Origin of the sequence: uncultured Amaricoccus sp. (assembly GCF_937891315.1) — a bacterium.
Classification (GTDB): Bacteria; Pseudomonadota; Alphaproteobacteria; order Rhodobacterales; family Rhodobacteraceae; genus Amaricoccus.
Genome location: NZ_CALAGI010000026.1, coordinates 1 through 26,006, shown reverse-complemented (window position 1 = coordinate 26,006; position 26,006 = coordinate 1). Strand labels below are relative to the sequence as shown.

The 26,006-nt window shown below is 69.5% G+C and carries 25 protein-coding genes, 1 tRNA gene and 1 pseudogene; 9 read left to right on the top strand and 18 right to left on the bottom strand.

Annotated elements, in window-relative coordinates:
* The 3 genes and pseudogenes from Q0480_RS01910 to Q0480_RS01900 form a co-directional block, all read right to left on the bottom strand.
* A pseudogene (locus tag Q0480_RS01910) lies at window positions 1-586 on the bottom strand (formate dehydrogenase); the annotation flags it as partial.
* Entirely contained in the window at window positions 583-1,053 is a 471-nt protein-coding gene (locus Q0480_RS01905) for an NAD(P)H-dependent oxidoreductase subunit E (RefSeq protein ID WP_299130074.1), read from the bottom strand. The pseudogene Q0480_RS01910 and the gene Q0480_RS01905, both read right to left, overlap by 4 nt.
* Before the next feature lie 96 nt (window positions 1,054-1,149).
* A complete protein-coding gene (locus tag Q0480_RS01900; protein WP_299130073.1) occupies window positions 1,150-2,085 on the bottom strand; it encodes a LysR family transcriptional regulator in 936 nt (311 codons plus the stop codon).
* 272 nt (window positions 2,086-2,357) lie between these two features.
* On the opposite strand from Q0480_RS01900, the gene Q0480_RS01895 reads away from it, so the two are divergent.
* The 4 genes from Q0480_RS01895 to mdoH all read left to right on the top strand — a co-directional run bounded on the left by Q0480_RS01895 (window position 2,358) and on the right by mdoH (window position 8,137).
* Entirely contained in the window at window positions 2,358-2,654 is a 297-nt protein-coding gene (locus Q0480_RS01895) for a SemiSWEET family sugar transporter (protein WP_299130072.1), read from the top strand.
* Between the two features lie 58 nt (window positions 2,655-2,712).
* On the top strand, window positions 2,713-4,128 hold the full coding sequence (gene gndA / locus Q0480_RS01890; protein ID WP_299130070.1) for an NADP-dependent phosphogluconate dehydrogenase: 1,416 nt from the start codon (window positions 2,713-2,715) through the stop codon (window positions 4,126-4,128).
* Between the two features lie 362 nt (window positions 4,129-4,490).
* The gene (locus Q0480_RS01885; protein WP_299130069.1) at window positions 4,491-5,996 is read left to right on the top strand and encodes a glucan biosynthesis protein; all 1,506 of its coding nucleotides are present in this window, start codon (window positions 4,491-4,493) and stop codon (window positions 5,994-5,996) included.
* Complete coding sequence (mdoH, locus tag Q0480_RS01880; RefSeq protein WP_299130068.1) at window positions 5,993-8,137, top strand: glucans biosynthesis glucosyltransferase MdoH; 2,145 nt, start codon at window positions 5,993-5,995, stop codon at window positions 8,135-8,137. The genes Q0480_RS01885 and mdoH overlap by 4 nt, the downstream gene beginning before the upstream one ends.
* A 66-nt stretch (window positions 8,138-8,203) precedes the next feature.
* Here the strand turns inward: mdoH and Q0480_RS01875 are convergent, their stop codons facing one another.
* From Q0480_RS01875 to Q0480_RS01860, 4 genes are all read right to left on the bottom strand, one after another.
* Window positions 8,204-10,006, bottom strand: a complete 1,803-nt coding sequence (locus tag Q0480_RS01875) for an NAD(P)/FAD-dependent oxidoreductase (protein WP_299130065.1) — start codon at window positions 10,004-10,006, stop codon at window positions 8,204-8,206.
* Between the two features lie 77 nt (window positions 10,007-10,083).
* Window positions 10,084-11,205, bottom strand: coding sequence for a 2,3-butanediol dehydrogenase (locus Q0480_RS01870; RefSeq protein ID WP_299130062.1), 1,122 nt, complete (start codon window positions 11,203-11,205; stop codon window positions 10,084-10,086).
* Window positions 11,195-11,431: a hypothetical protein gene (locus tag Q0480_RS01865; RefSeq protein WP_299130060.1), complete on the bottom strand. Its 237-nt coding sequence runs from the start codon at window positions 11,429-11,431 to the stop codon at window positions 11,195-11,197. The genes Q0480_RS01870 and Q0480_RS01865 overlap by 11 nt, the downstream gene beginning before the upstream one ends.
* A 175-nt stretch (window positions 11,432-11,606) precedes the next feature.
* Window positions 11,607-12,410 (bottom strand): glucose 1-dehydrogenase, encoded by an 804-nt coding sequence (locus Q0480_RS01860; protein WP_299130059.1) that lies wholly within the window; start codon window positions 12,408-12,410, stop codon window positions 11,607-11,609.
* A gap of 220 nt (window positions 12,411-12,630) precedes the next feature.
* Here Q0480_RS01860 and Q0480_RS01855 point away from each other — a divergent pair, with 220 nt between their 5' ends.
* A complete protein-coding gene (locus tag Q0480_RS01855; protein WP_299130057.1) occupies window positions 12,631-14,490 on the top strand; it encodes a sigma-54-dependent Fis family transcriptional regulator in 1,860 nt (619 codons plus the stop codon).
* Between the two features lie 105 nt (window positions 14,491-14,595).
* Here Q0480_RS01855 and Q0480_RS01850 read toward each other — a convergent pair whose 3' ends face one another.
* Window positions 14,596-15,558 carry a TAXI family TRAP transporter solute-binding subunit gene (locus Q0480_RS01850; protein WP_299130055.1) on the bottom strand — a complete coding sequence of 321 codons (963 nt, stop codon included), beginning with the start codon at window positions 15,556-15,558 and terminating at the stop codon, window positions 14,596-14,598.
* A 141-nt stretch (window positions 15,559-15,699) separates the two neighbouring features.
* On the opposite strand from Q0480_RS01850, the gene Q0480_RS01845 reads away from it, so the two are divergent.
* Complete coding sequence (locus Q0480_RS01845) at window positions 15,700-16,497, top strand: DUF4239 domain-containing protein (RefSeq protein WP_299130054.1); 798 nt, start codon at window positions 15,700-15,702, stop codon at window positions 16,495-16,497.
* Between the two features lie 51 nt (window positions 16,498-16,548).
* A complete protein-coding gene (locus Q0480_RS01840; protein WP_299130052.1) occupies window positions 16,549-17,229 on the top strand; it encodes an AIM24 family protein in 681 nt (226 codons plus the stop codon).
* A gap of 193 nt (window positions 17,230-17,422) precedes the next feature.
* On the opposite strand, the gene Q0480_RS01835 is transcribed toward Q0480_RS01840, so the two are convergent.
* Window positions 17,423-17,977, bottom strand: a complete 555-nt coding sequence (locus Q0480_RS01835; protein WP_299130050.1) for a hypothetical protein — start codon at window positions 17,975-17,977, stop codon at window positions 17,423-17,425.
* A 179-nt stretch (window positions 17,978-18,156) separates the two neighbouring features.
* Between Q0480_RS01835 and Q0480_RS01830 the strand changes: the two genes are divergently transcribed.
* Window positions 18,157-18,429 carry a hypothetical protein gene (locus Q0480_RS01830; protein WP_299130049.1) on the top strand — a complete coding sequence of 91 codons (273 nt, stop codon included), beginning with the start codon at window positions 18,157-18,159 and terminating at the stop codon, window positions 18,427-18,429.
* Window positions 18,430-18,467: 38 nt separating this feature from the next.
* Here the strand turns inward: Q0480_RS01830 and Q0480_RS01825 are convergent.
* From Q0480_RS01825 to Q0480_RS01800, 6 genes are all read right to left on the bottom strand, one after another.
* Window positions 18,468-18,544 (bottom strand) — tRNA-Asp (locus tag Q0480_RS01825).
* A 276-nt stretch (window positions 18,545-18,820) separates the two neighbouring features.
* Window positions 18,821-19,039 carry a cbb3-type cytochrome oxidase assembly protein CcoS gene (gene ccoS / locus Q0480_RS01820; RefSeq protein ID WP_366940806.1) on the bottom strand — a complete coding sequence of 73 codons (219 nt, stop codon included), beginning with the start codon at window positions 19,037-19,039 and terminating at the stop codon, window positions 18,821-18,823.
* Complete coding sequence (locus Q0480_RS01815) at window positions 19,036-21,261, bottom strand: heavy metal translocating P-type ATPase (protein WP_299130047.1); 2,226 nt, start codon at window positions 21,259-21,261, stop codon at window positions 19,036-19,038. The genes ccoS and Q0480_RS01815 overlap by 4 nt, the downstream gene beginning before the upstream one ends.
* A complete protein-coding gene (locus Q0480_RS01810; RefSeq protein WP_299130045.1) occupies window positions 21,258-21,740 on the bottom strand; it encodes a FixH family protein in 483 nt (160 codons plus the stop codon). The genes Q0480_RS01815 and Q0480_RS01810 overlap by 4 nt, the downstream gene beginning before the upstream one ends.
* A gap of 2 nt (window positions 21,741-21,742) precedes the next feature.
* Window positions 21,743-23,176, bottom strand: a complete 1,434-nt coding sequence (gene ccoG / locus Q0480_RS01805; protein WP_299130044.1) for a cytochrome c oxidase accessory protein CcoG — start codon at window positions 23,174-23,176, stop codon at window positions 21,743-21,745.
* 81 nt (window positions 23,177-23,257) lie between these two features.
* Entirely contained in the window at window positions 23,258-24,151 is an 894-nt protein-coding gene (locus Q0480_RS01800; protein WP_299130042.1) for a LysR family transcriptional regulator, read from the bottom strand.
* Window positions 24,152-24,253: 102 nt separating this feature from the next.
* Here Q0480_RS01800 and Q0480_RS01795 point away from each other — a divergent pair, with 102 nt between their 5' ends.
* Complete coding sequence (locus Q0480_RS01795) at window positions 24,254-24,391, top strand: hypothetical protein (protein WP_299130039.1); 138 nt, start codon at window positions 24,254-24,256, stop codon at window positions 24,389-24,391.
* Window positions 24,392-24,426: 35 nt separating this feature from the next.
* Here Q0480_RS01795 and ccoP read toward each other — a convergent pair whose 3' ends face one another.
* The 3 genes from ccoP to ccoO all read right to left on the bottom strand — a co-directional run.
* The gene (gene ccoP, locus Q0480_RS01790; protein WP_299130037.1) at window positions 24,427-25,296 is read right to left on the bottom strand and encodes a cytochrome-c oxidase, cbb3-type subunit III; all 870 of its coding nucleotides are present in this window, start codon (window positions 25,294-25,296) and stop codon (window positions 24,427-24,429) included.
* Window positions 25,286-25,468: a cbb3-type cytochrome c oxidase subunit 3 gene (locus Q0480_RS01785; RefSeq protein ID WP_299130034.1), complete on the bottom strand. Its 183-nt coding sequence runs from the start codon at window positions 25,466-25,468 to the stop codon at window positions 25,286-25,288. Before Q0480_RS01785 ends, ccoP begins: the two co-directional genes overlap by 11 nt.
* Before the next feature lie 7 nt (window positions 25,469-25,475).
* Window positions 25,476-26,006, bottom strand: a 531-nt coding sequence (ccoO, locus tag Q0480_RS01780; protein ID WP_299130033.1) for a cytochrome-c oxidase, cbb3-type subunit II, incomplete at its 5' end; no start/stop codon positions are given.

Sequence of the window (26,006 nt, the reverse complement as noted above, 5' to 3'; positions counted from 1 at the left end):
CGCCCTCCATCAGCATGCGGTCGGCGAAGGTGCCGCTGTCGCCCTCGTCGGCGTTGCAGCAGACGTATTTCCGGGCCGAGGGCTGATCGAGCACGGTCTTCCACTTGATGCCGGCGGGGAAGCCCGCGCCGCCGCGACCGCGCAGGCCCGAGGCGAGCACCTCGGCGCAGATCGCCGCGGGCTCCATGACCAGCGCCTTGCGCAGGCCGGCGAGCCCCGCGTGCGCCTCGTAGTCGGCGAGGTCGAGCGGGTCGATGACGCCGACACGGGCGAAGGTCAGCCGTTCCTGCCGGGCGAGCCATGGCATGTCGCACGGGCGTCCGAGGGCGAGGGGATGGTCCCCGCCATCAAGGATCGCGTCGAGCACCGAGGCGGCGTCCCCGGCCGAGACGGGACCGAAAGCGGTGCGCCCGGCGCCGACGCCGGCCTCGACCATCGGTTCGAGCCAGAGCATGCCGCGCGAGCCGTTGCGGATCAGCGTGATCTCGACGCCGCGGGAATGCGCGGCGGCGACCAGCGCGGCGGCCGTCTCGTCCGCCCCGGCCGCGAGCGCGGCGGTATCGGCGGGGATATAGACCCGCGTCATGCCAGCGCCCCGGCGACGGCGGCGTCGAACTTCTCGACCGTCAGCCGGCCGACCGGACGGTCGCCGATCAGCGCGGCGGGCGAATGGGCGCAGAGGCCGAGGCAATAGACCGGCTCCAGCGTCAGGCCGGCGCGAGAGGTTTCGCCGAGCGCCACGTTGTAGCGCTGGCAGATGCGTTCGATCAGCGCGGTGGCGCCCATCGATTGGCAGGATTCGGCGCGGCAGATCTTGACGACGAGGCGTCCCGCGGGTTCCCGCCGGAAATCGTGATAGAAGCTGACGACGCCGTGAACCTCGGCCCGACCGAGATTGAGCGCGTGCGCGATCACCGGCAGCGCACTGTCGGCGACGAAGCCGCGCTCATCGACGAGCGTATGAAGGATCTCCAGTAACTCCGCGGGATCGTTTCCATATCTCGCACAAATGGCGGCCGCCGCTTGCGCCTGCGCGTCCGTCTCGTCGAGCATGACGTCTCTTCCTCCGGCGTGGCCGCCGTGTCGCGGCCTGGCTTGTGTTTGGAGGGAGTATGCACCTCGGTATCCCGGACTGCAAATCGCGGATGTCTATGGGTCCATCGGTGGCGCCGATGAAGGAAAACCATGGGCGCGGCGCAGGGTTGCCTCGAAATCGACGGCCGCCTCGACCAGGGCGGCGAGGAGTGCCGGCTGCGGATCGCGGGCGAGGGCGACGAGGCCGACGACATTGCCGGCACTCGGCTCGATCAGCGGGATGGCGCGCAGACCTGCCGCGCCGCCGAAGAGCGTGACGAAATATTCCGGCAGCACGCAGGCGAACCCGCCGCTCCGCGCATGGGCGAGCAGGGCGACGACGGAATTGCTCTCGATCATCGGCCGCGGCGGCGCGCCCGCCTCCTCGAAGGCGGCGTCGATGATCCGACGATTCTGCATGTCCGGCGTCAGCGCCACCAGCGCGTGGCGCGCGGCCTCGGCCCAGGTGATCCGCGCCCGGTCGGCGAGCGGGTGGTCGGCGCGCAGGAACAGCCGGAACTGCTCGCGATAGAGCGGCCATGTCGCGCCGGCCTCGACCGGCTCGTTGTCGAGATAGGTGATGCCGGCGTCGATGGTGAATTCGCCGAGCTCCTGCGCGATCTGGCGCGAGGTGCGCGACAGGATCTCGAATCCGACGCTCGGATAGCGGTCGCGCAACGCCTGGGTCAGGGTCGGAACGCAGGGCATCGCGCTCGGGATGACGCCGAGCGTCATCCGTCCTTCCGGCGCGTCCGACAGCATGGCGAGATCCTGCCGCATGCCGTCGAAATCCTCGAGGATGCGCCGGGCCCAGCGCAGCACCCTTTCCCCTTCCGGCGTGAGGCCGTGATAGCGCTGGCCGCGCAGCACGATCTGCACGCCGAGTTCGTCCTCGAGCTGGCGCACGCGGCCCGAGAGCGTCGGCTGGGTGACGAAGCAGGCCTCCGCCGCGCGGGTGAAATGCTTCTCGCGGGCGAGGGCGATCAGGTAGCGCAATTGCCGGATGTCCATGTCGGAGGAGCTTGCAAAAGCCCCGGCCGTTGGCAAGCGCGCATCGCGGCTCGTGTCTGTTTCCGGCGTGGAGGGACAGGGAATGCGATCCTCCCGCCGGGGAAGGGCATCCGATCGCTTCGGGCCCGGGGGGAGCGTGGACTGGTGAACAAATCCTTGCTGGCCATGCTGTCCCCGCGGGGCGGGTATATGAAATTCGCACGGGTCGGCGGGCCCGCGCGCGCGTATTCGTGGCGTTATTGCCCGGTACTCCAGCCCATGGAACGACTACGATGTATGGCCTGCTCGACGCGACCGGGATGGTCGCCGCTTTTCTGACCACGATGGCCTTCCTGCCGCAGGTCCGGCAGACATGGCGCAGCGGATCGACCGCCGATCTCAATCTCGGGATGCTGCTGACGTTGTCGTTGGGGGTGGCCCTGTGGTTGATCTACGGTCTCGGCACCGGGCAATTGCCGGTGATACTCGCCAACGGCGCGACGCTGCTCCTCGTCGCCGTGCTGCTCGGGCTGAAGCTGCGGGATGTCCTGACGCGGGCCGGAACCGGCGCCGGGGTATTTCCCAAGTGAGCCCGGAAGGCTATCGTCGCCGCTGAGGGCGCGGGAGCCTTCGCGGGTGGGGCAGGACATGACCGCGGTGATAGGACTGATCGGGCTCGGAACCATGGGCCGGGCCCTGGCGCTGAATATCGCCGAAAAAGGCTTCGACATAGCCGTCTACAACCGAACGCTGAGCGTGACCGAGACCTTCGCCGCGCAGGCCGGGCCGCTCGCGCCGCGCATCACGCCGGCCGGGACGCTCGAGACGCTGGTCGCCTCGATCGCGTCGCCGCGCGCGATCATCCTGATGGTGCCCGCCGGGCCGGCGGTCGATCAGATGATCGCGGCGCTGCGTCCGCTGCTCGGGCCGGACGACCTGATCATCGACGCCGGAAACGCCGACTTCCACGATACCCGGCGGCGGTCGGCGGCGGCCGAGGCGGCGGGGGTGCCCTATCTCGGCATCGGCGTCTCGGGCGGCGAGGAAGGTGCGCGGCACGGGCCGTCGATCATGGGCGGCGGGCCGAAGGCGGCCTGGGATCGCGTCGCGCCGATCCTGACCGCGATCGCCGCGCGGTTCGGGGACGTGCCCTGCGCCACCTGGATGGGCACCGACGGCGCGGGGCATTTCGTGAAGACCGTGCATAACGGCATCGAATACGCCGACATGCAGATGATCGCCGAGATCTACGGCATCCTGCGCGACGGCCTCGGGATGACCGCGATCGAGATCGCCGGGGTCTTCGAGCGCTGGAACGAGGGGCCGCTGCGCTCCTATCTCATCGAGATCTCGGGCAAGGTGGCGCGGGCGGTCGATCCCGACACCGGCGAACCGATGCTCGACGTGATCCTCGACACCGCGGGCCAGAAGGGCACCGGGCGCTGGACCGCGATCGAGGCGCTGCTGCTCGGCGCGCCGGCGAGCACGATCGAGGCGGCGGTGGCGGCGCGCAACCTGTCGGCGCGACTGGAGGAGCGGCGGGCGGGCGAGGCGATCTTCGGCGCCGCCCCGAGGCCCATCGCGGACGCGGGGGATCTCGTCGGGGAGCTGGAACACGCGCTGCTGGCCGGCAAGATCGCCTGCTACGCGCAGGGGTTCGGCCTTCTGGCCGCGGCGTCGGCGGAATATGGCTGGGATCTGCCGATGGCGGCGATCGCCGAGGTCTGGCGCGCCGGCTGCATCATCCGCTCGTCGATGCTCGACGACATGGCACGGGCGCTCGCGGCCGGGGGCGCGGCCAACCTGATGTTCGCGCCCAGCTTCGCCGAGCGGATGAAGGAGAGCCACGGAGGTCTTCGCGCCACGGTGGCGCGGGCGGCGCTGGCCGGCGCGCCGGTGCCGGCGCTGGCGGCGGCGCTCGCCTATTTCGACATGATGCGCACCGCGCGCTCCACCGCGAACATGCTGCAGGGCCAGCGCGACTTCTTCGGCGCGCATGGCTTCGCGCGGCTGGACGGGGCCGGCGCGTTCCACGGCCCTTGGGCGGGGAGCGGCGGCCACTGATCGCGGGGATGAGCGCGGTGCAACTCGGGGTTGTTGGAGATAGCCGGATCCGGCGGCTTCGTGCGTTTTGCGACCGCGAACGCAGGGCCGCCGATGCTTCGGCGGGGCCGGGCGGTTCCGTGCCACGGCGCCTGGCGGGCCGCGTTCGAAGGATCGAGGGAACACCGGGCTCCACACCGGGTTTTTACTGGTTCGTTGTTGCGAATGCGCGCATTTCACGGCAGGGAATTCGGGTCAGGGGGTCGTGCGTCGGCGGTTCGCCGCGCGGCCGGGGCCGCGTTTCGGGGGCGAGGGGGGGCGATCCGCTCGGCTCCGGTTTTTTTGCGTTTGCGGAATAAATCCGAGTCGGGGTATCCAAGCTCATGAACCGTCGAAGCTTTCTAGGCACCGCCGCGGTGCTGCCACTGACGGCGCTGTTCCGGGGTGCGCGCGCCCTGGCCGACGATTCGGGCGCCTTCTCGCGCACCACGGTGATCGAGGCGGCGCGGGCACTGGCCGCGCAGCCCTACGCCGCGCCGGAGCCGGCGGTGCCGCAATCGCTTCTCGATCTCAGCTATTCGGAATACCAGCGCATCCGCTTCCGGCAGGATCAGCAGCTTTTCGCCAATCCGCCGAGCGGCTTCGCCGTCGATCTTCTGCATTCGGGTTTCATCTACCGCGTGCCGGTGCAGATGTCTGTCATAACCGACGGGCGGGCGGAGCGGATCGCCTTCAATCCCGACATGTTCATCTATCAGGACGTAACCCCGCCGCCGGCGGACGCGCAGCTCGAGTTCGCGGGCTTTCGCGCGCGCACCGCGCTGAATCGACCCGACGTGATGGACGAGTTCCTCGTCTTCGCGGGCGCGAGCTATTTCCGCGCGGTGGCCCGCAACCAGGTGTTCGGCCTGAGCGCGCGCGGCCTGTCGATCGGCACGGCCGAGCAGACCGGCGAGGAATTTCCGTTTTTCCGCGCCTTCTGGCTGGAACAGCCGGGCGACGGGCGCATGGTGGTGCATGCGTTGCTCGACGGGCCGAGCGCCAGCGGCGCCTTCCGCTTCACCGCGCGCCCCGGCGACGAGACGGTGATCGACGTCGAGGCGACGGTCTTCGCGCGGGCCGAGATCACCGCGCTCGGCATGGCGCCGCTGACCTCGATGTTTCTGTTCGACCAGAAGGAGCGGGGCGGGCACGACGACTTCCGTCCCTCCGTGCATGACAGCGACGGTCTCGCGATCTGGAACGGCGGCGGCGAGCGCATCTGGCGGCCGCTGCACAATCCGCGCCTGTTGCAGGTCAGTTCCTTCGCCGACAATGGGCCGCGCGGCTTCGGCCTGATCCAGCGCGAGAAGCGCTATGCCGAATATGAGGATCTCGAAGCGCTCTATCACCGCCGCCCGAGCCTCTGGGTGGAACCGATTGGCGATTGGGGCAAGGGCCATGTCGTGCTGGTCGAGATCCCGAACCCGGAGGAGATCCACGACAATATCGTCGCGTTCTGGCGGCCCGAGACGCCGCTCGCCGCGGGTAGCGAGACCTCCTTCACCTACCGGCTGACCTGGGGCTGGGACGCGCCGCGGAGCGATCGGCTGCGCGTCTCGCGGACGCTCGCCGGGGCCGGCGGTCAGGACGGCTGGCGGCGCTTCGTCGTCGATTTCTCCGACAACTCGGCGCCGGTCGGCCGGCCGGCGTCGGACTTCACCGCCAATGTCCAGACCTCGGTCGGCGCGATCCAGAACATCGTCGTGATGGACAATCCCGAGATCAGCGGCGTGCGCGTCGCCTTCGAACTCGATACGCAAGGCAACGAGGTCGCCGACCTGCGGCTGGATCTCCTGCGCGGCGGGCAGCCCGCGGGCGAGGTGTGGGTTTATCGATGGACCGAGTGACCTTTCCACCGGAAAGATCGCACCACGCCGCCCCGGAACGGGCGGGCAACACGCCGCCTCTGCCGCCGGTCTCGCCGATGGAGATGCCGGTGCAGAACCTGCGCCGGTTCCGCCGGCCGTCGGGGCGCCGGCTGCCGTTTCAGTGGAGCGTGTTCTTCGCCCGGCTGGTGCTGTTCAGTGGAACGCTGATCCTGACGGCGCTCCTCGCGCGCGAGATGTATCTCGTGCTTTCGGTCGGCGAACTGGTGGCGATCGAGATCGTCATGCTGGTGCTCTTCGTGCTGAACATCGGCTGGATCTGCTTCGGGGCGGTCTCGACGGTGATCGGCCTGTTCGCGCCGCCCCCGAAGGCGAGCGAAGGGGCGGAGGGGGCGCCCAAGGCGCGAACCGCCCTGCTCCTGCCGATCTACAACGAGGATCCGACCCATCCGATCGCCACCGCCTGCGCCACCCTGCGCGGCCTCGGCGCGCTGGGCGTCGGGCAGGCGTTCGATCTCTTCGTCCTGAGCGACACCAACAAGGCCGATGTCTGGCTGGTGGAACAGGCGATGATCGACGCGGCGCGCGCCGACCCCGAGATCGCGCCGCGACTCTTCTACCGTCACCGCCTGCGCAACCGGGAGCGCAAGGTCGGCAATATCGGCGACTGGGTCGAGCGCTGGGGCGGCGCCTATCCATACATGCTGGTGCTCGACGCCGACAGCCTGATGGAGGCGCCCACCATCCTCGAACTCGCGCGCCGGATGGAGGCCGATCCGTCGGCGGGGCTGATCCAGACCGTGCCGCGGCTCGTCAACGGACGGACGGTGCTCGCCCGCCTGCAACAATTCGCGAGCCGGGTCTACGGCCCGCTGCTGGCACGGGGCCTGCGGGTCTGGTTCGGCGACGCGGGCAACTACTGGGGCCACAATGCCATCATCCGCACCGAGGCCTTCGCCGGCTCCTGCGGGCTGCCGATCCTGCGCGGGCGAAAGCCGTTCGGAGGGCTGATCCTGAGCCACGATTTCGTCGAGGCCGGGCTGATCCGCCGCAACGGCTGGGCGGTGCTGATGGCCGACGATCTCGAAGGCAGCTACGAACAGGCGCCGCCGAACCTGATCGAACTCGTGTCGCGCGACCGCCGCTGGTGCCAGGGCAATCTGCAGCATCTCGGGCTGCTCGGCACGGCGGGCCTGCATCCGATCAGCCGGCTGCATCTCGCCATGGGGGCGATGTCCTATCTGGCTTCGCCGCTCTGGTTCCTGTTCCTGCTCGCCGGCATGCTGCTGGCACTGCATGCCAGTCTCGTGCCGCCGAACTATTTTCCGGAGGGCTGGTCGCTGTTCCCGACCTGGCCGCAGATCGACGCCCGGCGGGCGATGATGCTGTTCGGCCTCTGCATGTTCGTGCTCTATCTGCCGAAGCTGCTCGGCTTCATCGCCTTCCTCGGCGACCCTGGCTCGCGCGGCGTCCGGCTCCGGGCGGTTCCGGGCTTTCTCGTCGAGAACCTGCTGTCGGCGCTGATCGCGCCGATCCTGATGCTGACCCAGACCCGGTCGGTGCTGCATATCCTGACCGGGCGCGACAGCGGCTGGAACGCGCAGGCGCGTGATTCCGCGCGCATCCCCTGGGGTGATCTCTGGATGTTCCATCGGCGGCACACGCTGGTCGGGCTGGTGCTCGCAGTGACCGCCGGCCTGATCTCCTGGTCGCTGCTCGCCTGGATGAGCCCGGCGCTGATCGGGCTCGGCGTGTCGATACCACTCGCCGCGCTGGTCAGCAGCCGCGGCGTCGGCGACTGGCTGCGGCGGCGGGGGATCATGGTGACGCCCGAAGAGGTGGCGCCGCCCGAGATCGCCGCCGAGGCCGACGTCTCGGCGCGCGCCCTCGCGGCCGCAGCCGACGCGCCGGAGAGCGTGCCGGCGCTGCTCGCCGACCATCGCGCGCTGCGCCGGCATCTCGGCTGGCTCGATCTGCACACCCAGCGCCGACCGGGCGAACCCGACCCGACGCTGGCCGCGGGCTGGCTGAAGCTGACCGATGGTCTCGATGTCGGAAAGCTGACGGCGGGCGAACTTTACGCGCTGCTCGCTTCGAGCAAGATCCTGCGCAAGTTCGTCGCCACCAAGGCCGTGGTCGAGGAAATCCGCCCTCCGCGCTGAACAGCCGCCGCTCGCCGCGGCGCTGTCCGAGACCGAGCCGGCTTTCGCCGGCTCGGGGATCAGCTGTCAGCTCAGGTGATGGACTTGCTGCAAGCCGTAGACCGGCGTCGGCAGCCCCTCCAACCGCGCCTTGAGCTGAAGCGCGAGGTACTGGGAGTAGTGCCGGCTCTGGTGCAGGTTGCCGCCGTGGAACCACAGCGCCTCGACCTGCGTCGGCTTCCACATGTTGCGCTGCTCGCCCTCCCAGGGACCGGGGTCCTTGGGCGTGTCGGAGCCGAGGCCCCAGACCTTGCCGATCCGGTTGGCCGTCTCCTGGTCGATGAGATCGGCGGCCCAGCCGTTCATCGAGCCGTAGCCGGTGGCGTAGACCACCAGATCCGCCGGCAGCTCCGTCCCGTCATCCAGAACCACGCCGGTCTCGCTCAACCGCTCGATCCCGTGGCCGCTCACCAGCTTGATGGACCCGTCGATCACCAGATCGCAGGCGCCCACGTCGATGTAGTAGCCCGAGCCGCGGCGCAGGTATTTCATGAAGAGCCCCGACCCGTCGGAACCCCAGTCGAGCATGAAGCCGCGGTCCTCCAGCGCCTGGTAGAAGGCGGCGTCGCGCTCCTTCATCTGGTCGTACAGCGGGATCTGCCACTCGTGCATGATCTTGTAGGGCAGCGAGGCGAAGATCAGGTCCGCCTTGCGGGTGGTGATGCCGTTCGCCACCGCCTGCTCCGAATAGAGCGCGCCGAGGCCGATGTCCATCAGGCTGGCCGAGCGGACGATATGGGTCGAGGACCGCTGGAGCATGGTGACGTCCGCCCCGCCTTCCCAGAGCGCCGCGCAGATGTCATGGGCCGAGTTGTTCGACCCGATGACCACGACCTTCTTGCCGGCATAGGCGTCCGGGCCGGGGTGCTGGCTCGAATGCTGCTGTTCGCCCTTGAAGATGTCCTGGCCGGGGATGACGGGGACGCTGGCCTTGCCCGACATGCCGGTGGCGAGCACCAGCTGCTTCGGGCGCAGCACGACCTCCTCGCCGTCGCGATCGACGGTGACGACCCATTCCTTCGCGGCCTCGTCCCATTCGGCCTTCTTCGCGGTGGTGGAGCTCCAGTAGTTCAGCTCCATGATCTTGGTGTAGGACTCCAGCCAGTCGCCGATCTTGTCCTTGGGCGTGAAGACCGGCCAGTTCTCCGGGAAGGGAATGTAGGGCAGGTGGTCATACCAGACCGGATCGTGCAGGCAGAGCGACTTGTAGCGGTTGCGCCACTGGTCGCCCGGGCGGGGGTGCTTGTCGACGACGATCGTCGGCACGCCCATCTGCCGCAGCCGCGCGCCGAGGCCGATGCCGCCCTGTCCGCCGCCGATGACGACGACATAGGGTTGCGTGGCATAGCCGAGCTGGGCCGCCTCCTCCTCGCGCTTTTCCTTCCAGGTCTTGCGGTCGCGGTCGTGTCCGTGCTCGGCGCCCATCGGGCGGCGCAGGCCCCTGGCCTCCTCGAAGCCCTTCAGCTCCTCCAGCACGGTCAGCAGGGTCCAGATCTTGCCGTTCTTCAGGCGGATCTGGCCGCCGCCGCGGCCGGTCTCGGTTTCGAACCGGATCCAGCCTTCGGTGACGTCGCCGGACCCGGTCGCGGTCTCGCCGGGCGCCTGGGCGAAGCCGCGGGGCCGCATCGCGCCGAGCTGCGCGGTCAGCATGTCGCGGACCTGCGCCTTGCCCTCGACCGTCTTGAGGTTCCAGGTGATCGACGCGAGATCGCGCCAGTAGCAGTCCTCCTGGAACAGGTCCACCGCCGCCTTGATGTCGCCAGCGGCCAGCGCGGCGTTCAGGTCGGCGAGCACCGTGTCGAGCGTGACGCTCGGGCTCTCGTCCAGCATCGTCATTCCTCCGTGTCGTTCATTGTTGTGGAGGGCGCGCCCCGCGAGGCGCGGCCCGGGGTCGGGTCGGGGTCGGGTCAGGACAGGCTGATCAGGATCTTCAGCTGGGTCCCGGCCGGGTCGAGCAGCGCGTCGAAGCCCTCCTTGACGGCATCGTCGAGGCGGATGCGCTTGGTTACCACCTTGCTGGCGGGCAGGAGTCCGGTGGCGATCATGCGGATGACTCGCGGCCAGTAGTGAGTGGGATACGCCCAGGAGCCGCGGATGTCGACGTCCTTGAAGGTGACGCTGAACCAGTCGAGCGGGTTGTCATGGGGATGGAGGCCAGTCTGGACCACCACGCCCTGCTTGCGCACCGCGTCGAGGCACGCCTTGAGCGCGTGCTCGTTGCCGACGCACTCGATCGCCACGTCGCAGCCGACCCCGCCCTCGGTCCGCGCCCGGATCGCCTCGCCGACATTGTCGCGCTTGGGGTTCAGCGTCACGACCTCGGGCAGCATCTCCTTCATGAAGCCGAGACGGGTGTCGTTGAGGTCCGAGACGAAGAGCTGCGCCGCCCCCGCCGCCCTGGCCGCCAGCAGCGTCAGCGCCCCGATCGGCCCGGCGCCGGTGACGAGCACGCTCGACCCGGCCGTCACCCCGCCGCGGTCGCAGGCATAGACCGCCACCGCCGCGGGCTCGACCAGCGCCGCCTCCTCGTCCGAAAGCTCGGCCGGCACCGGCGCGACGTTGTAGTCGTTGACCAGCGCATATTCCGCCATGCCGCCCGAAACCCAGCTGAGGCCGACCAGCGCCAGCCGCGGCGACAGATGGAACAGGCCGCGGTCGGCGAAATAGTCGCCCGCCCGCGGCATGACCAGCGGCTGGATCGACACCCGGTCGCCGGGCTTCACGCTCGTCACGTCCGCGCCGACCGCTTCGACCACGCCGCCGAACTCATGGCCCAGCACCTGGACGCCAAAGGCGCCGGTGAAGGGATGCGGCTCCTTCGGAATGAAGATCGGGCCGTAGGAATATTCATGCAGGTCGGTGCCGCAGATGCCGACGAAGCGGTTCTTCACCAGCACCTGACCCGGTCCGGGCTGGTCGGGCCTGGCGATATCCTCGACCCGCAGATCCCTGGCGGCGTGAAAGCGCAGGGCCTTCATCGTGCCGGCTCCCGACGCGCTGCGCTTCATCGTGGCGTTTTCAGTCGACATCTTCCCAACTCCCTGGAGTTTTCTGGCCGGCCCGGAGGTAGGGGCGGCCCAGGCCGAAACCGAAGGGCAGCGCGATCAGGAAGGACCGGCGCGCGCCCATGTAGGCATAGGTCAGCGCCTCGTTCATGTCGGAAAAGACCGACCCGACGAGGCTGGCGAGAAAGGCGGTGCCCACGGTCGTCACGGCCGCGCGGAACAGGCGGGCGAGGATGCCGCCCGAGGGCATTGCGATGCGCGTGAAGGGCCAGTTCCGAAGCTGGACAGGCGGATCGGGCCGAGCCCCCGAAGCGGGCCTGGCAGCCTCGCGGGCGCCACTTCGATTGTCGTTGATCGCATTGCCCCCACCAAGTTGTCTTTGTTGCCTGCCCGGCCCTTCTGGCGGGGGCCGGGTCGGGCGCGGCTCAGACGAAGACCATGCCGCCGTCGACGACGAGGCTCTGTCCGGTCATGTAGTCCGAGGCCGGCGAGGCGAGGAACACCGCGACCCCCGCCAGATCCTCCGAGACCGAGGCGCGGCCGAGAAGAATGCCGGCGGCGAAGCCGTCGAAGGCCTCGCCGTCGCGCGCCGTCAGCCCCTCGTCCTTGAAGCCCTTGTCGATCACCTTCCACATGTCGGTGGCGACGACGCCGGGGCAGATCGCGTTGGCGCTGATCCCGTCCTTGCCGAAGGCCCGCGCCGCCGCCTGGGTCAGGGCGACGACCCCGAACTTCGACGCGCAGTAGTGGGCCAGCGGCTCGTAGCCCTGCTTGCCGGCGATCGAGGCGGTGTTGACGATCCGCCCGCCGAAGCCGGTGGCGTCCTTTCCCTGGGACTGGAACTGCTTGACCGCCTCCTGCATGCCGATCAGCACGCCGAGGCCGTTCACGTCCATCACCCGGCGCCAGTCCTCCTCGGTGATCGACAGGAAGGGCCGCGTCTGGGCGATGCCGGCGTTGTTGAAGATGACGTCGAGCCGGCCGTGTGCCTCGACCGCGGCCGCGATCATTGCCTGGACCGCGGCGCGGCTGGTCACGTCCGCCTGAATGCCGATCGCCTCGCCGCCGGCCGCGCGGATCTCGCCGGCCACCTCCTTGGCCGTGGCGCCGTCGATATCGGCGATCGTGAGCCGGCCGCCGGCCGCCGCCACCGCCTTGGCCATCGCGGCGCCGATGCCGCGGCCGGCGCCGGTGACGATCACCGATCTTCCGTTCAGAGCTGTCGTCATCGCCGTTTCTCCTGTTTGTCCGGTCTCGCCTTTCTTGCCAAGCAATTGCCGTGCCAGCGGCGGGCGCATTGAAACCGTGGGAAGATCGCGCGCGTCCGTGGCGTGGCGGAGCGCGGCGCGCCACAGGTGTGGCGCGACAATGCGCCACGCTTTGCTCCGCGGCGGATCCTCGTGCTAGGCTCGCCTCAAACGCCACTGAAGCCCGGGGGGGATATTCGCAATGGCCGCAGACGCCGAGCACATCCGCGAGGTCGAGAATGTCGCGATGGGCCGTGCCTCCACGCGTGACCCCTGGGTCGTGCAATCATGGCTGCGCTGCATCAACGAGCACCGGCTCGACCCGTCGCGGGCCTGCGAGGCGTTCATCCTGTCCGAGGGCGAGCTGCGCACGCATCGCCAGCAATCCGAGGAGCTCATCGCCATCGCCCGATCCGGGCTCGAGGCGCTCTACGGGCAGATGGCGGGGCAGAACTACATACTCCTGCTCGGCGACCGGTCCGGCGTGGCGGTGGAGTTCCTCGGCGATCCGAACTTCGACCACCGGCTGCGCAAGGCCGGGCTCTATCTCGGGGCGGAATGGTCCGAGCCGCGCGCCGGCACCTGCGCCATCGGCGCCTGCATCGCCACCGGCGAGCCGCTGACCATCCACCAGACCGACCATTTCGACGTGACGCATACGCCGCTCTCCTGCACGGCGGCGCCGATCTACGACGCGCGCGGCGAGTTCGCGGCCGTGCTCGACATCTCGCTCCTGTCCTCGCCCATCACCAAGGCGAGCCAGAACCTCGCGCTCCACATGGTCGCGGCCACGGTGCGCCGAATCGAGCTTGCCAACCTGATGGCGCAGACCCGGCACGAATGGGTGCTGCGCTTCTCCCGATCGCCCGACTTCCTTGACGTGGACCCCGAGGCGGCGATCTCGCTCGACGGGTCGGGGCGGGTGATCGGCATGACCCACGGCGGCGCCAAGATCCTCGCGCGCGCCGCCGGTCTCAGCTGGCGCAAGCCGGAGCGGATCATCGGCCAGCCGCTCGGGCGCTTCCTTGACCTCAGCGTCGATGATCTCGGCGAGCTGACCCGCAAGCGGCCGACCCGCGACCGGCTGGTGGTGGCCCGCGACGGCAACCGGCTGTTCGCCCATGCCATCGAGCCGCAGTTGCGCCGCGCCCGCCGCCTGCCGTCGCCCGGGCTCCCGGCGACGGGGGCGCTGGCGCGTCTCGGAGCTGACGACCCGCGGATCGTCGCGCTGCAGGCCAAAGCCGCCAGGCTCGCGCCGACGGCGCTGCCGATCCTGATCCAGGGCGAGACCGGCACCGGCAAGGAGTTCCTCGCCCGGGCGCTGCACGAGGCGAGCGGTCGCCGCGGCCCCCTGGTCGCGGTCAATTGCGCGGCGATCCCCGAGAGCCTGATCGAGGTCGAACTCTTCGGCCACGCCGCCGGGGCCTTCACCGGCGCGGCGCCGCGCGGCCGCAAGGGACTGGTCGAGGAGGCTGACGGCGGCACACTCTTCCTTGACGAGATCGGCGACATGCCGCTCACGCTCCAGGCGCGCCTGCTGCGGGTGCTCGCCGAGGGCGAGGTGACGCCGGTCGGCGCCGCTCGGGCGCGACGCATCGACGTGCGGGTGATCTCGGCCACGCATCGCGACCTGCCGGCGCTGGTCGCGGCGCGCGGGTTGCGCGAGGATCTCTTCTACCGGCTGTCGGCGGCGGTCCTGTCTCTGCCGCCGCTGCGCGAGCGGCGGGACTTCGACTGGCTGGTCGACCGCCTCCTCGCCGGCCGGGCGCGGCTGACCCCGGAAGCGCGGGCGGCGCTGCGCGGCCGGCGCTGGCCTGGCAACCTGCGCGAGCTTGGCAACACACTCGCCGTCGCGACCGCGCTCGGCGATGGCGAGACGGTCGAGCGGGACGATCTGCCCGACGAGTCCGGGCGTCCGCGAAGCGACGACGGCGAGGCGGAAGCGCTGCGCGCCGTGCTGGCGCGCTGCCGCGGCAACGTGTCGGAAGCCGCCCGCCAGCTCAAGGTCGATCGCTCGACCGTGCACCGGCGCATGCGCCGGCTCGGCGTCGCCGCCCACTGAAGCCTCCGGGCATGTTCCCCGGAGACAGGCGGCGGCCGCGGGACATGCGCCGGACGGGGGCCCGGTCGGGTGGAGCGGACCGGCCCGACGGAGTTCGTCGATGGTTCACGGCTTCGGGGCAGCGGCCAGGAACGCGCTGAAGGCGGCGGCGGCGCCCGGATGGAGCGGGGCCGACAGCCCCTGCGAGCGCATGAGAACGGGGTCGAGGGCGCCGAGGACCGGCGCGCGCATGGCCAGCGGACGCAAGGTGTCGAGGGTGGAAGCCACCAGCGCCCGGACCAGATCCGCGTCCATGTCGGCCCGGGTGACGACGGTGGCGATGACCGACCAGGTCGGCAGGTCCGCGGAAAGCTGGGGGTAGGTCGCCATCGGGATCGTGAAGGGCACGTATTCGGTGTTGCCGTCCAGCGCCGCCTCCACCGCCGGCCCCGCCATCGGCAGCAGTTCCGCGTCGCAGTCGGCCAGGGCCTTCGCCACGGCGCTGTTCGGATGCCCGACGATGAGCAGCGTCGCATCGAGGCGTCCGGCGCAGAGTTCGGAAATCGCGCCGCCCGTCGGCAGCTCGAAGACGCGGCCGAAGGAATCGGTGTTCTCGCCGAGCTTCTCGAGGATGCGCAGCACCGTGGCCCGGCGGCCCGACGCCGGCGGCCCGACATCGACCCGCTTGCCGGTCAGGTCGGTGAGCGAGGCAATGCCGGCGTCGCGCCTGGCCAGCACCGTCAGGGCCTCCGGGTAGAGCGACATCACGCTGCGCAGGTCGGTCATCGGCCCTTGCGCGGCGTATTGCCCCTTGCCCAGGAAGACCGCCGCCTGCCAGTCCGACTGAACCATGGCGAAATCGAGCTGCCCGGTCCGCAGCGCCTCGATGTTGTAGCGCGACCCCGGCGTCGCTTCCGGGCTGCAGCGCAGAACGCCGCGGTGGGCGCGGTTGACCGACTCGCAGATGGCGCTGGCCGCCGCGAAGTAGCTGCCTCCCACCTCGCCCGACCCCAGGCTGAAGAGGTTCAGGCCCTGGGCATGGACAGGACCGGCGAAGACGGCGGCAAGGATCGCAAGCGCGCGCAGCATCTGGATGTTCCCCGAGGGTCGATTGGGCGGATCTAGAGCACCGCGCTTCCCGGCGGCCAAGAAGATTCTTCTTCCCTCCGGGCCTGCCCTTCGGTCTATGGTTCGATCAAGCGTTGGTGGCACGCGCTCGGGGTCACGGGAATGCCGAATTTCGTCTACGACATACCGACCCGGGATCTGGCGATCTATTTCGCCCTGATCGCGGTCGGCGCCGTCTTCCTCGGCATCCTCGTCCTGAAGCCGATCCTGCGGCTGCTCATGGGCGCGCCCCCGGACCTGAACGAGGCCGTCGGCTACGGGACGGCGGGCTTCAGCCTCTTTTACGGCCTGCTGCTCGGCCTGCTCACGGTCTCCGCCTACCAGAACAATTCCGAGGTGAAGCAGGCGATCCTGAGCGAAGCGACCAGCCTCGGCGCGCTCTATGCCGACATGTCGAGTTATCCCGAGCCGATTCGCTCCGACATGAAGGCGATGATGCGGGATTACCTGCTCTTCACCGTCTATCGCGACTGGCCGGCGCACCGGAAAGGCGAGTTCCTGAACGGCGGCGCCAACCGGGTCAACGCCATGCGCCAGCGTCTGGCCACCTTCGAACCGGGCAGCACCGGCGAGGAGATCGTCCATGCCCAGACCATCGCCGCCTTTCAGGGCTTCGCGGAGGCGCGCCAGGGGCGGCTGACCGGGGTCATCACCGAAATCCCGAACGTGCTCTGGTACGCGGTTCTCGTGGGGGCGGCCATCAACCTGCTGCTGCTGGTCATGCTCAGGATGCGGCCGGTGATGCAGTTCTTTCTCGGCTCGATCACCGCCTTCTTCCTCGCGGTGATTCTCTTCGTCATCGTGGCCCTGGACGACCCGTTGCGCGGCAACAGCGGCCTCGGGCCGGAGCCGCTGCGGCTGCTCTGGGACCGGACCATGGTCTGGGACGAGCCCATATGATGACGGGCATGATCACGGGCCGCTCCCCCGAACCGACGCGAGGCCCCCGCCGTGGCTGACTTCTCCGTGCGCGAGATCGAGGGGATGCGGCAGGTCCGCATCGATATCGACGACGAGACCGTGCGCGCGCGCCGGGGCGCCATGTCGAACATGCGCGGCAACATCACGCTCACGCCGAGGCTGCCGGGGGTGCGCGACGTCTTCCGCTCGATCTTCACCAGCGAGGCACGGGTGCGACCGTACTATACCGGCACCGGCTCGATCCTGCTGCAACCCTCCCTCGGCGGCTACCATGTGATGACCGTGGCGCCGGGCGAGACCTGGATCCTCGAGCCCGGCGTCTATCTCGCGTCCGAGGGCGGGGTGGAACTCGGCCTCCACCGCGAACCCGCCTTCCAGAGCCTCTGGGCCGGGGACGGGTTCCTCACCTGGAAGACCACCGTCAGCGGCCATGGCCGCGTCGCCATCGACGCTCCGGGCCCGGTGGAGACGGTTCCGATCGAGGCGGGCGAGCTCCGGGCGCAGGGCCGCCTCGTGCTCGGCCGCACGCTCGGCCTCCGCTTCTCCTCGCAGCGCTCGGCCCGCTTCCCGCGCAACCTCATCTCGGGCCAGCGCCGGCTGCGCGTCTATGGCGGCAGCGGCCGCGCCCTCGTGTGCTGGACGCCATACTGGAACGAGCACATGTACAATCTGATGACCGGCCGCGGGGCCGAGGCATCGCTCTTCGAGTGATCCCCGGCCGGACTCGACCGGCCACGCCGCCCCTTCCCGCCGCCAAGGCACCCCCCGGAACACGTCGCCCTCACCCTCTCCGCCCTTCCGGGCCACCATGGACAAGGGCGGCTTTTCCCTCGTCCTGGTCCGGCAAGCACGGCGTTCCCCCGCTGTCGGAACAACCGAGCCGAGCCGGAGGACCCGTTGGTCGCTACGGTGCTGGCGACGACCCTCGCCACAACGTCACGACCGGTGGTGCCGGCTTCCGAGGTGGATGCAGCCTTAGCTCCCTATCGCATATGAAAAGCAGGAACTTGATCGCGTTCAAGAACGCGAGACGCGGATTGCCGGACGGCGATACGTCGAATGTTTCGCTCTCCCCGTCCTTGGTTACGAACGTTCCCGCGCGCTCCACATCCAGATTATTGCAACGATCTCTTATCGTCGCCGTTTCAAAACTCAGGGGTTCCGCTTTGTGAGCAAATGTGTTCCGAATGTCTTTTATCTGAGTTAGGAGCTTGTGTATTTCAGAACGATAGATACCCAATAGTAGACCTAGATCAATTCGAGCGGAGAATGAGGCCGCCGGCCCGGCACCCGTGAAGACACGTCTCAGAACGACGTCATCGCAAATGAGTCGCGCCTTGATCGCCAATACGAGGCGATCCTCGAGGTAGGATTGGGCAATCAGGGCAGCGGCGCGGTCGGTTTGACCCTCAATCTCCTTCAAAATAAGGTCGTCGTTTTCGCCCACGGTGATCCACATACCGATCATTCCTGCCCTTGGCCCATCGGCCTGGCGCCGACGCCCCCGGCGCGCCGCCTGATATCGGCGACCGGCTCGAGATCCCTCGGCGGCCGGACGGATTCGCGCCCGAACCGGCATTGTCGTGATTTCCGGGCGATTGTCGACGGCCCCATGTCCTCCGCGACGGAGGACCGACCATGCACGCGCCAACCCGACAGACCATGCCCGCGACGCCCGGCCTGCCGAGCCGGAGCGAGTTCGCTGACTGGCTGAACGTCGGCATCAATGAAATCCCGCGCCTCCTTCGCCCGTTCGGACCGACGCCGATCGAGGGTGACCTCCCGGCGCGGAGCATCCGACGCCCGCTGCTCGCCGTCGAGCTGGCGGACGAGGCGCGGAAGCGGGGGCGGAGGCGCATCCGGGAGAACAAGTCGGGGCAAAAGTTGAAACTCTCCGCCCGGGAGAGTTGAAACTGGCCGGAGTGATTCCGGTCAAGCCTTTGAAATGATGGCGCGGTTGACGGGGCTCGAACCCGCGACCTCCGGCGTGACAGGCCGGCACTCTAACCGACTGAGCTACAACCGCGCATCGCGTGACCAGACCGAAGGTCCGCGTCACCGGGGCCTTTTATGTGCGGTGATGGGGGGCGTCAAGCGGATTGCGACCGCGGCGGCGCGGCCGATGGCAATGTCCGTCCCGCCGGCGCCGGCGCCTCCCTCCGATGCCAAAGTGGGAGGGCGCCCGTCGTCCGCGCCAGGCGGCTCCGCGCAATTCCCGTGCTCCGGGCGGCTTGGTCAGGACGTCTCGGAGCGACGCGGCCCTTGGAATCGCGCCCGGACGCCGGGGCCGAGGCACGACGGCTTAGGAACGGGCGGTCTCGTCGGAGGCCGCGGGCTTCCGGGATGCGCCCCCCGGCTGGACGTCGGGCGCGGGCTCGTCGTCGTACCGGTCGGACAGGATGCGTTCGGCCTGACCCTTCGGATCCTCGAACTGGTCGTGGCGCAGCATCCAGAGGAAGGCCCCGAGCGACAGGAAGCCGAGAAACAGCGAGGCCGGGATCAGCAGGGTGAGGATGCTCATCGCGGCCGATCGGTCCGGTCGCGCAGGCGCAGCGCGTTGAGGCAGACGGCGAGGGAGCTGCCCGACATGGCGATCGCGGCGAACAGCGGGGTCACGAGGCCGGCGAAGGCGACCGGCACGGTGATCACATTGTAGCCGAAGGCGAAGACGAAATTCTCGAGGATCCGGCGCCGGGCCAGACGGGCCAACCGCCAGCTCGTGAGCACGCGGTCGATTCCGTCGCCGGTGATGATGAAATCGGCGGCGGCGCGGCTGGCATCGACGGCGGAGGCGGGCGACATCGAGACATGGGCGGCGGCCAGCGCCGCCGCGTCGTTGAGGCCGTCGCCGACCATCAGCGCCCGGCGGCCGGCGGCGCGGAGCGCGTCGAGATGGGCGACCTTCCCGGCCGGCGTCGCGCGGGCGATCCAGGTCTCTATGCCGAGCCGGTCCGCCAGCGCCGCGACCGGGCGTTCGGTGTCGCCGGAGAGCAGCATGACCTCGAGGCCGCCGTCGCGCAGGGCGGCGACGGTCGCGGCGGCCTCGGGGCGGATCTCGTCCTCGAAGGTGAAGGGCACGGGTGCCTCGGTTCCGATGCGCAGCCAGGCGGCGGTCACGTCCAGCTCGCCGGTCGCGCCGACCCATTCGGCGCGGCCGAGCCGGACCGGCAGGCCGCCGAGCCGACCCTCGGTGCCGAATCCCGGCACCTCCGTGATCTCGGAGACAGCGCTCGGGCGCGGGCGCGCGGACCGGGCGGCGGCGCGGATCGCGCGGGACAGGGGATGCGCGCTATCCTGGGCGAGGGCCGCGGCCACGGCGAAGGCGCGGGGCGGCAGGTCACCGGCGTTGGTCAGCACCGGATGGCCGGTGGTGAGCGTGCCGGTCTTGTCGAAGACCACGATGTCGATCCGGGCGAGCTTTTCGAGCGCGGTGCCGTCCTTCAGCAGCACGCCGTCGCGGAACAGTCGGCCGGAGGCGGCGGTCAGCACCGCCGGCACGGCGAGGCCGAGGCCGCAGGGGCAGGTGATGATCAGCACGGCGGCGGCGATGTTCATCGCGAGACGCCAGTCGCCTGTGGTGAGGCCCCACCAGGCAAGGGCCGCGAGGGCCAGCCCGAGCACCAGCGGCGCATAGGCGCGGGCGGCGCGTTCGGCGAGCGTGGCATAGCGGCCGCGGCTCCGCTCCGCCGCCTCGACCAGCCGGCCGATCTGGCGCAGCAGGCTCTCCTCGCCGAGCTGCTCGGCGCGCAGGATCAGCGGGCCGGTGAGGTTCAACATGCCGGCGCGCATCGTGGCGCCGGGCACCGCGGCGAGCGGCAGCGTCTCGCCGGTCAGCAGCGATGGGTCGATCTCGGAGCGCCCCTCGGCGACGGTACCATCGACCGGCACCCGGCCGCCGGGGGCCACCGCGACCAGATCACCATCGCGCAGCGCGTCGAGCGGAACGGTTTCGCGCCCTCCGTCCGGCAGCACGCGGTCGGCGACCCTGACCTCGAGCGCCGCGAGCTCCGCCGCCGCCGAGCGGGCATGGGCGCGGGTGAGATGGGCGAGATAGCGGCCGACCAGCAGGAAGAAGGTCAGCATGATCGCCGCCTCGTAGAAGGCCTGCCGGCCGGAGAGCATGGTCTCCCACAGGCTGGTGGCGAGCGCCATCAGGATGGCGAGCGAGATCGGCACGTCCATGTCCATCCGCCCGGCGCGGAGCGCGCGCAGCGCCGAGCGGAAGAAGGGCGCGGCGGAAAACGCGACGGCGGGCACGGTGATCGCGGCCGAGATCCAGTGCATGAGGTCGCGCGTGGCGTCGGCGGCGCCGGACCAGACCGCGACCGACAGCAGCATGACATTCATCGAGGCGAAACCCGCGACGCCGATCCGGGCGAGAAGGTCGCGGCCCTCGGCATCGACGCGGGTCGCCTCCAGCACCGCGCTGTCGAGCGGATGCGCCTCGAAGCCGCGGGCGGTCAGCGCGGCGATCATCCGCGCCTCGGCGCCGGGCGCGTCCTCGATCGTCACCGAAACCCGCCGCAGCGTCAGGTTCACCCGCGCGGCGGCGACGCCCGGCTCGGCGACGAGGGCGGTCTCGACGCCGGTGATGCAGGCGGCGCAATGGATCGAGGGCAGCGACAGCTCGATCCGGCGAAGCGTGGCGGGCGTGGGGCTGGCGGTGGGCCGGGGCAGGGGCTCGGGCGCGGCCGCGCAGGCGGGACAGGCCATGGCAGAGGAATGAAAGGCGGCGTCGCTCATGAAGGGCTCTTCACCCGCAGCGAGCGGCTCTGGTGAAAGGCGGTGCCGTCCGTCGCGGTGGCCACGATCTCGACGCGCCAGAGGCCGGGCGCGAGCGGCGCGGCGCCGGCATAGCCGCCGACGGTCTCTTCGAGCACGATGGTCTGATCGTCCCGCGTCGTGGTCGGCCGGCCGAGCGTCACGGAGAGCGCCGCCGGGCGCACGATCGCGCCCGATGCATTGGTGAAGGCGAGGCGGAGCACGCCGGCGTCGACATCGTCGGTCAGGGTGACGGTCCAGCCGAGCGCGAGCTGCGCGTCGCGCGCCGCGTTGAAATGCTGGCTCGCGACATAGCTGTTGTCGACGACGAGGCCCGAGAATGTGCGGACGGCGGTGAACGCGAGCAGGAGATTGACTGCGAGCGTGACGGCGAAGGCGCCGAGCGCGATCAACAGGACGGCGCGGCCGGTCAGAACGCGACCCGTCGTGTCATGGGACATGCTCAATTCTGCCTTCCGTGGAAGATGGTGTCCTCCGACGCCCGACGCCCGGCCGGATCCTGCGCGATGATCTCGACGGGCAGCAGGGATTGCGCGTTCGCCGGGCTGTCGGGCGCGCTGGTGAGATAGACGCGCTGGCGGAGCGTGCTGTCGGCGGGCACGGTGACGGCGAGGCCGGGCTGGCCCTGCAACTCCAGCTTCAGCGGCGGCTCGGATACCGTCGAAAGGCGGAACTCGCGGTCATAGCCCGTCTTGTTGCGGAGCCGCAGTTCGTAGGCGTTGCGGATCGCGCCGTCGGACAGGATGACATTGATCGGGTTGCGCACGGGCTCGATCGACAGTGTCATGTCGGTGCGCAGGACCAGCGCGGCGACGAGGCCGATGCCGATCCCCGACCAGAGCACGGTGTAGAGCAGGACCCGCGGCCGGAAGATGCTGCGCCAGACCGACGCCGGCGCGGCGCCGCCGCGTTCCTTCTCGCCCTCGTTCAGGGTGATATAGTCGATGAGCCCGCGCGGCGTGCCGATCTTCCCCATCACGTCGTCGCAGGCGTCGATGCAGAGCGCGCAGGTGATGCAGGCCATCTGCTGCCCGTCGCGGATGTCGATCCCCATCGGGCAGACGTTGACGCAGGCGTTGCAGTCGATGCAATCGCCCAGCTGGTCGGCCTGGGCACCCTTGCGATGCTTGCCGCGCGGCTCGCCACGCCAGTCACGATAGGCGACGGTGATGGTCTCCTCGTCCATCATCGCCGCCTGGATGCGCGGCCAAGGGCACATGTAGACGCAGACCTGCTCGCGCATGAAGCCACCGAAGGTGAAGGTGGTCGCGGTCAGGATGCCGATCGTGGCATAGGCGATCGGCGGCGCGGAGAAGGTGAGGAGCTGGCCGAGCAGCGTCGGCGCATCGGTGAAATAGAAGACCCAGGCGCCGCCGGTGGCAACGGCGATGGCGAGCCAGATCGTCCATTTGGTCGCGCGCTTGCGGATCTTCTCGGCGGTCCACGGCGCGCTCCAGAGCTTCACCCGGGCGTTGCGGTCGCCCTCGATCCAGCGTTCGACCAGGATGAAGAGATCGGTCCAGACGGTCTGCGGGCAGGTATAGCCGCACCAGACCCGACCGAGCGCCGCGGTGAAGAGGAAAAGGCCGAGTCCAGCCATGATGAGCAGGCCGGCGACGAAGTAGAATTCCTGCGGCCAGATCTCGATGAAGAAGAAATAGAAGCGGCGGTTGGCCATGTCGATCAGCACCGCCTGGTCGGGCAGATTGGGCCCGCGGTCCCAGCGCAGCCAGGGCGTGATGTAGTAGATGCCGAGCGTCACCGCCATGATCCACCATTTCAGCGTGCGGAACTTGCCGCTGACCCGGCGCGGGAAGATCGGCTCGCGCGAGGCGTAGAGCGGTGAGGGAGCCGCGGGCGGATTTGCGTGTGTCATCCTGATCGTCCCTGCCTGGGGGGGACGGCGGCGCTCCGTTCTCCCGCTGGTCGGTGAAAAAGGCGAAGATGCCCGTGCGCGTCAGGCATGTCCGGCCCCCGAGCCCAAGCGCTGCCGGCGCAGCCAGGTGACGAAGGACTTGAGGGGCGGGCGCATCACGCCCGGGCGCGTCACGATATAGTAGCCCGCGCCCGGCTGGCTGTCCTGGAACAGGACGACGAGCCGGCCCGCGGCCACGTCCTCGGCGACGAACACGCTGGCGACGGCCGAGATGCCCTCGCCCCGGCGCGTGGCCTCGAGCGCGTGATGGCCGGGCAGGTGGGTGATCGAGACCCGGCGGTCAGGGGTGACGCCGTGCCGGGTCAGCCAGGTGCTGATCTCGGAGGTGCCGGCCTCCTGCAGCCACGGATAGTCGAGAAGATCGGCCGGATCCTCGATGCGCTTGTCGCCGACGAGGCGACGGCTCGCCACCACGGCGATGTCGGATGGAAACAGCGGCTCGACGGCGAGCCCGGACCAGTCGCCGCCGCCGTAGCGCAGCGCGACATCGACGCCGCCGGGCACGAATTCGACCATCATGGGGGTCGGGTTGATCATCAGCTCGACCTCGGGGTGCCGCTGGCGGAAGTCCGCGATCCGGGGCATCAGCCAGCTGGCCGCGAAGGACGGGGTGCAGGTGATCTGCAACGGCCGCTCGACATCGGCGCCAGTCAGGGCATCGACGGCGAGCGCGATCTCGCCAAAGGCGTTGTCGAGCGCCCGGGCCAGCCGCGCCCCGGCCGGAGTGAGCGTGAGCCCGCGCCCCTCGCGCATCACGAGACCGGCGCCGAGCCGGCGCTCCAGCGCCCGCACCTGTTGGCTCACCGCCGCGTGGCTGACGTTGAGCGCCCGTCCCGCCTGCGAGAAACCGCGATGCTCCGCCACGGCCGCGAAAGCGCGAAGACTGTTCAGCGGCGGGAGGGTCTGCCAATCCATCTGAGATGTTTTCTTACAGGTCCGATATTTTCCTGACTCGCCGAAATTCGATGGAACCCCAATTATCATGGCTTGGGAAGCCACAAGCCGGAGGAGGAAACCATGCTGAACATTCTTGCCAATTCTTTCATGATCGCCTCGGGATTCGAGCCGCGCGATCAGGCGGTTTCGCACCGGCGCCGTCGTCCGGCGCCGGTGCGATGGATCGGCCTGCCCTGGCTGCGCCGCCGGAACGACTGACCGGTAGCGAAGGCTGGCGCCCCGAGTGGCGCCGGCTATTCGCCGCCGCCGAGGGTATTGACATAGATCGCCGCCTTGCGGATCGCGGACGGGCTGAGCCGGTTGCCGAACGCCGGCATCACCCCGAAGTGGGCCTTGGTGATGGTGAGACGGATCGCTTCGGGCGTCCCGCCGTAGAGCCAGATCGCATCGGTCAGTTTCGGGGCGCCGAACTCGCGGCCGCCCGTGCCGTCCTCGCCATGGCAGCTGGAGCAGTTTTCCTGGAACAGCGGCGCACCGGCGGCGGCCATCGTCGCATCGTGCTCGCTGCCCGAGAGCGAGAGCACGTATTGCATCAGATCATCGATCTGCGCCGGCTCGAGCATCTCGCCGAAGGCCGGCATCTGGCTGAAACGGGTGTCGGGATCGTCCTCATAGCGAATGCCGTGGGTCACGGTCTGCTCGATCTCGGCCAGCGTGCCGCCCCAGAGCCAGTCGTCGTCGACGAGGTTGGGATAGAGGCCCGAGACGCCGCCCCCGCCCGCGCCGTGGCACTGCTGGCAGTTGGTGCGGAACACCGCGGCGCCGCCGGCCGTCGCATAGGCGAGGAGGTCGGGGTCGGCCTTGATCTGATCGAAATCCGCCGCCATCAGCGCGGCGTCCCGCGGCGCGTTGGCCTCGGCCACCGCCGCGAGTTCGCGTGCGACATCTCCCCGGCTGGAATAGCCCAGCACACCCGCGGTCGCGCCATGCACCAGCGGCCAGGCCGGGAACAGGATCACATAGACGACGCCCCAGACGATCGTGGCGTAGAACGCCAACAGCCACCAGCGCGGCATCGGCGTGTCAAGCTCGCGGATGCCGTCCCACTCGTGTCCGGTGGTTTCGGTCTGGGTGGCAGCGTCGACTTCGCGCTTAGTGGCCATCGGCGTCTCCCTTGGGCTTGTCTTCGTTGCGGAAGATCGAACTGGCGATCTCGTCATGGACCTGCTTCGAGCCGGGCCGCCAGACCCAGGCCACTACGCCGATGAAGAACAAGAACAGGGCGAGGAGGGCCCAGCTGTCGGCGAGGTGTCGAAGGAAGGAATATTGTTCCATCTGGACCTCAACGGCTCGCGTCGGGTTCGAAGGTGGAGAAATCGACCAGCGTGCCGAGCATCTGCAGATAGGCGATCAGCGCGTCGAGTTCGGTGATCCGCGGATTGCCGTCGAAGTTCCGCGCCACCGCCTTCGGATAATGGGCAAGCAGCGCCTCGACGTCGCCATTGTCGGGATCGGCCTGGGCGCGGAAGTCGGCCTGCGCGGTGGCGATCATCTCGTCGGTATAGGGGACACCGGTCGCGCGGTTGGCGCGCATCACGTCGGCGATCCGGTTCGGGCCGATCGGCGTCTCGGCGAGCCACGGATAGGCCGGCATCACCGATTCGGGCACCAGGTCGCGCGGGTTATGCATATGCGCGACGTGCCAGTCGTCGCTGTAGCGCCCGCCGACCCGGGCGAGATCCGGTCCGGTGCGCTTGGAACCCCACTGGAACGGATGATCATACATCGATTCCGCCGCCAGGCTGTAGTGGCCGTAGCGGTCCACCTCGTCGCGCAGCGCGCGGATCATCTGGCTGTGACAGGCGTAGCAGCC

Bases quoted from the DNA above. Each gene is read 5' to 3' on its own strand.
- Q0480_RS01905 (WP_299130074.1), bottom strand. From the start codon at position 1,053: ATGCTCGACGAGACGGACGCGCAGGCGCAAGCGGCGGCCGCCATTTGT.
- Q0480_RS01900 (WP_299130073.1), bottom strand. From the start codon at position 2,085: ATGGACATCCGGCAATTGCGCTACCTGATCGCCCTCGCCCGCGAGAAG.
- Q0480_RS01895 (WP_299130072.1), top strand. From the start codon at position 2,358: ATGTATGGCCTGCTCGACGCGACCGGGATGGTCGCCGCTTTTCTGACC.
- gndA (WP_299130070.1), top strand. From the start codon at position 2,713: ATGACCGCGGTGATAGGACTGATCGGGCTCGGAACCATGGGCCGGGCC.
- Q0480_RS01885 (WP_299130069.1), top strand. From the start codon at position 4,491: ATGAACCGTCGAAGCTTTCTAGGCACCGCCGCGGTGCTGCCACTGACG.
- Q0480_RS01875 (WP_299130065.1), bottom strand. From the start codon at position 10,006: ATGCTGGACGAGAGCCCGAGCGTCACGCTCGACACGGTGCTCGCCGAC.
- Q0480_RS01870 (WP_299130062.1), bottom strand. From the start codon at position 11,205: ATGTCGACTGAAAACGCCACGATGAAGCGCAGCGCGTCGGGAGCCGGC.
- Q0480_RS01865 (WP_299130060.1), bottom strand. From the start codon at position 11,431: ATGCCCTCGGGCGGCATCCTCGCCCGCCTGTTCCGCGCGGCCGTGACG.
- Q0480_RS01860 (WP_299130059.1), bottom strand. From the start codon at position 12,410: ATGACGACAGCTCTGAACGGAAGATCGGTGATCGTCACCGGCGCCGGC.
- Q0480_RS01855 (WP_299130057.1), top strand. From the start codon at position 12,631: ATGGCCGCAGACGCCGAGCACATCCGCGAGGTCGAGAATGTCGCGATG.
- Q0480_RS01850 (WP_299130055.1), bottom strand. From the start codon at position 15,558: ATGCTGCGCGCGCTTGCGATCCTTGCCGCCGTCTTCGCCGGTCCTGTC.
- Q0480_RS01845 (WP_299130054.1), top strand. From the start codon at position 15,700: ATGCCGAATTTCGTCTACGACATACCGACCCGGGATCTGGCGATCTAT.
- Q0480_RS01835 (WP_299130050.1), bottom strand. From the start codon at position 17,977: ATGTGGATCACCGTGGGCGAAAACGACGACCTTATTTTGAAGGAGATT.
- Q0480_RS01830 (WP_299130049.1), top strand. From the start codon at position 18,157: ATGCACGCGCCAACCCGACAGACCATGCCCGCGACGCCCGGCCTGCCG.
- ccoS (WP_366940806.1), bottom strand. From the start codon at position 19,039: ATGAGCATCCTCACCCTGCTGATCCCGGCCTCGCTGTTTCTCGGCTTC.
- Q0480_RS01815 (WP_299130047.1), bottom strand. From the start codon at position 21,261: ATGAGCGACGCCGCCTTTCATTCCTCTGCCATGGCCTGTCCCGCCTGC.
- Q0480_RS01810 (WP_299130045.1), bottom strand. From the start codon at position 21,740: ATGTCCCATGACACGACGGGTCGCGTTCTGACCGGCCGCGCCGTCCTG.
- ccoG (WP_299130044.1), bottom strand. From the start codon at position 23,176: ATGACACACGCAAATCCGCCCGCGGCTCCCTCACCGCTCTACGCCTCG.
- Q0480_RS01800 (WP_299130042.1), bottom strand. From the start codon at position 24,151: ATGGATTGGCAGACCCTCCCGCCGCTGAACAGTCTTCGCGCTTTCGCG.
- Q0480_RS01795 (WP_299130039.1), top strand. From the start codon at position 24,254: ATGCTGAACATTCTTGCCAATTCTTTCATGATCGCCTCGGGATTCGAG.
- ccoP (WP_299130037.1), bottom strand. From the start codon at position 25,296: ATGGCCACTAAGCGCGAAGTCGACGCTGCCACCCAGACCGAAACCACC.
- Q0480_RS01785 (WP_299130034.1), bottom strand. From the start codon at position 25,468: ATGGAACAATATTCCTTCCTTCGACACCTCGCCGACAGCTGGGCCCTC.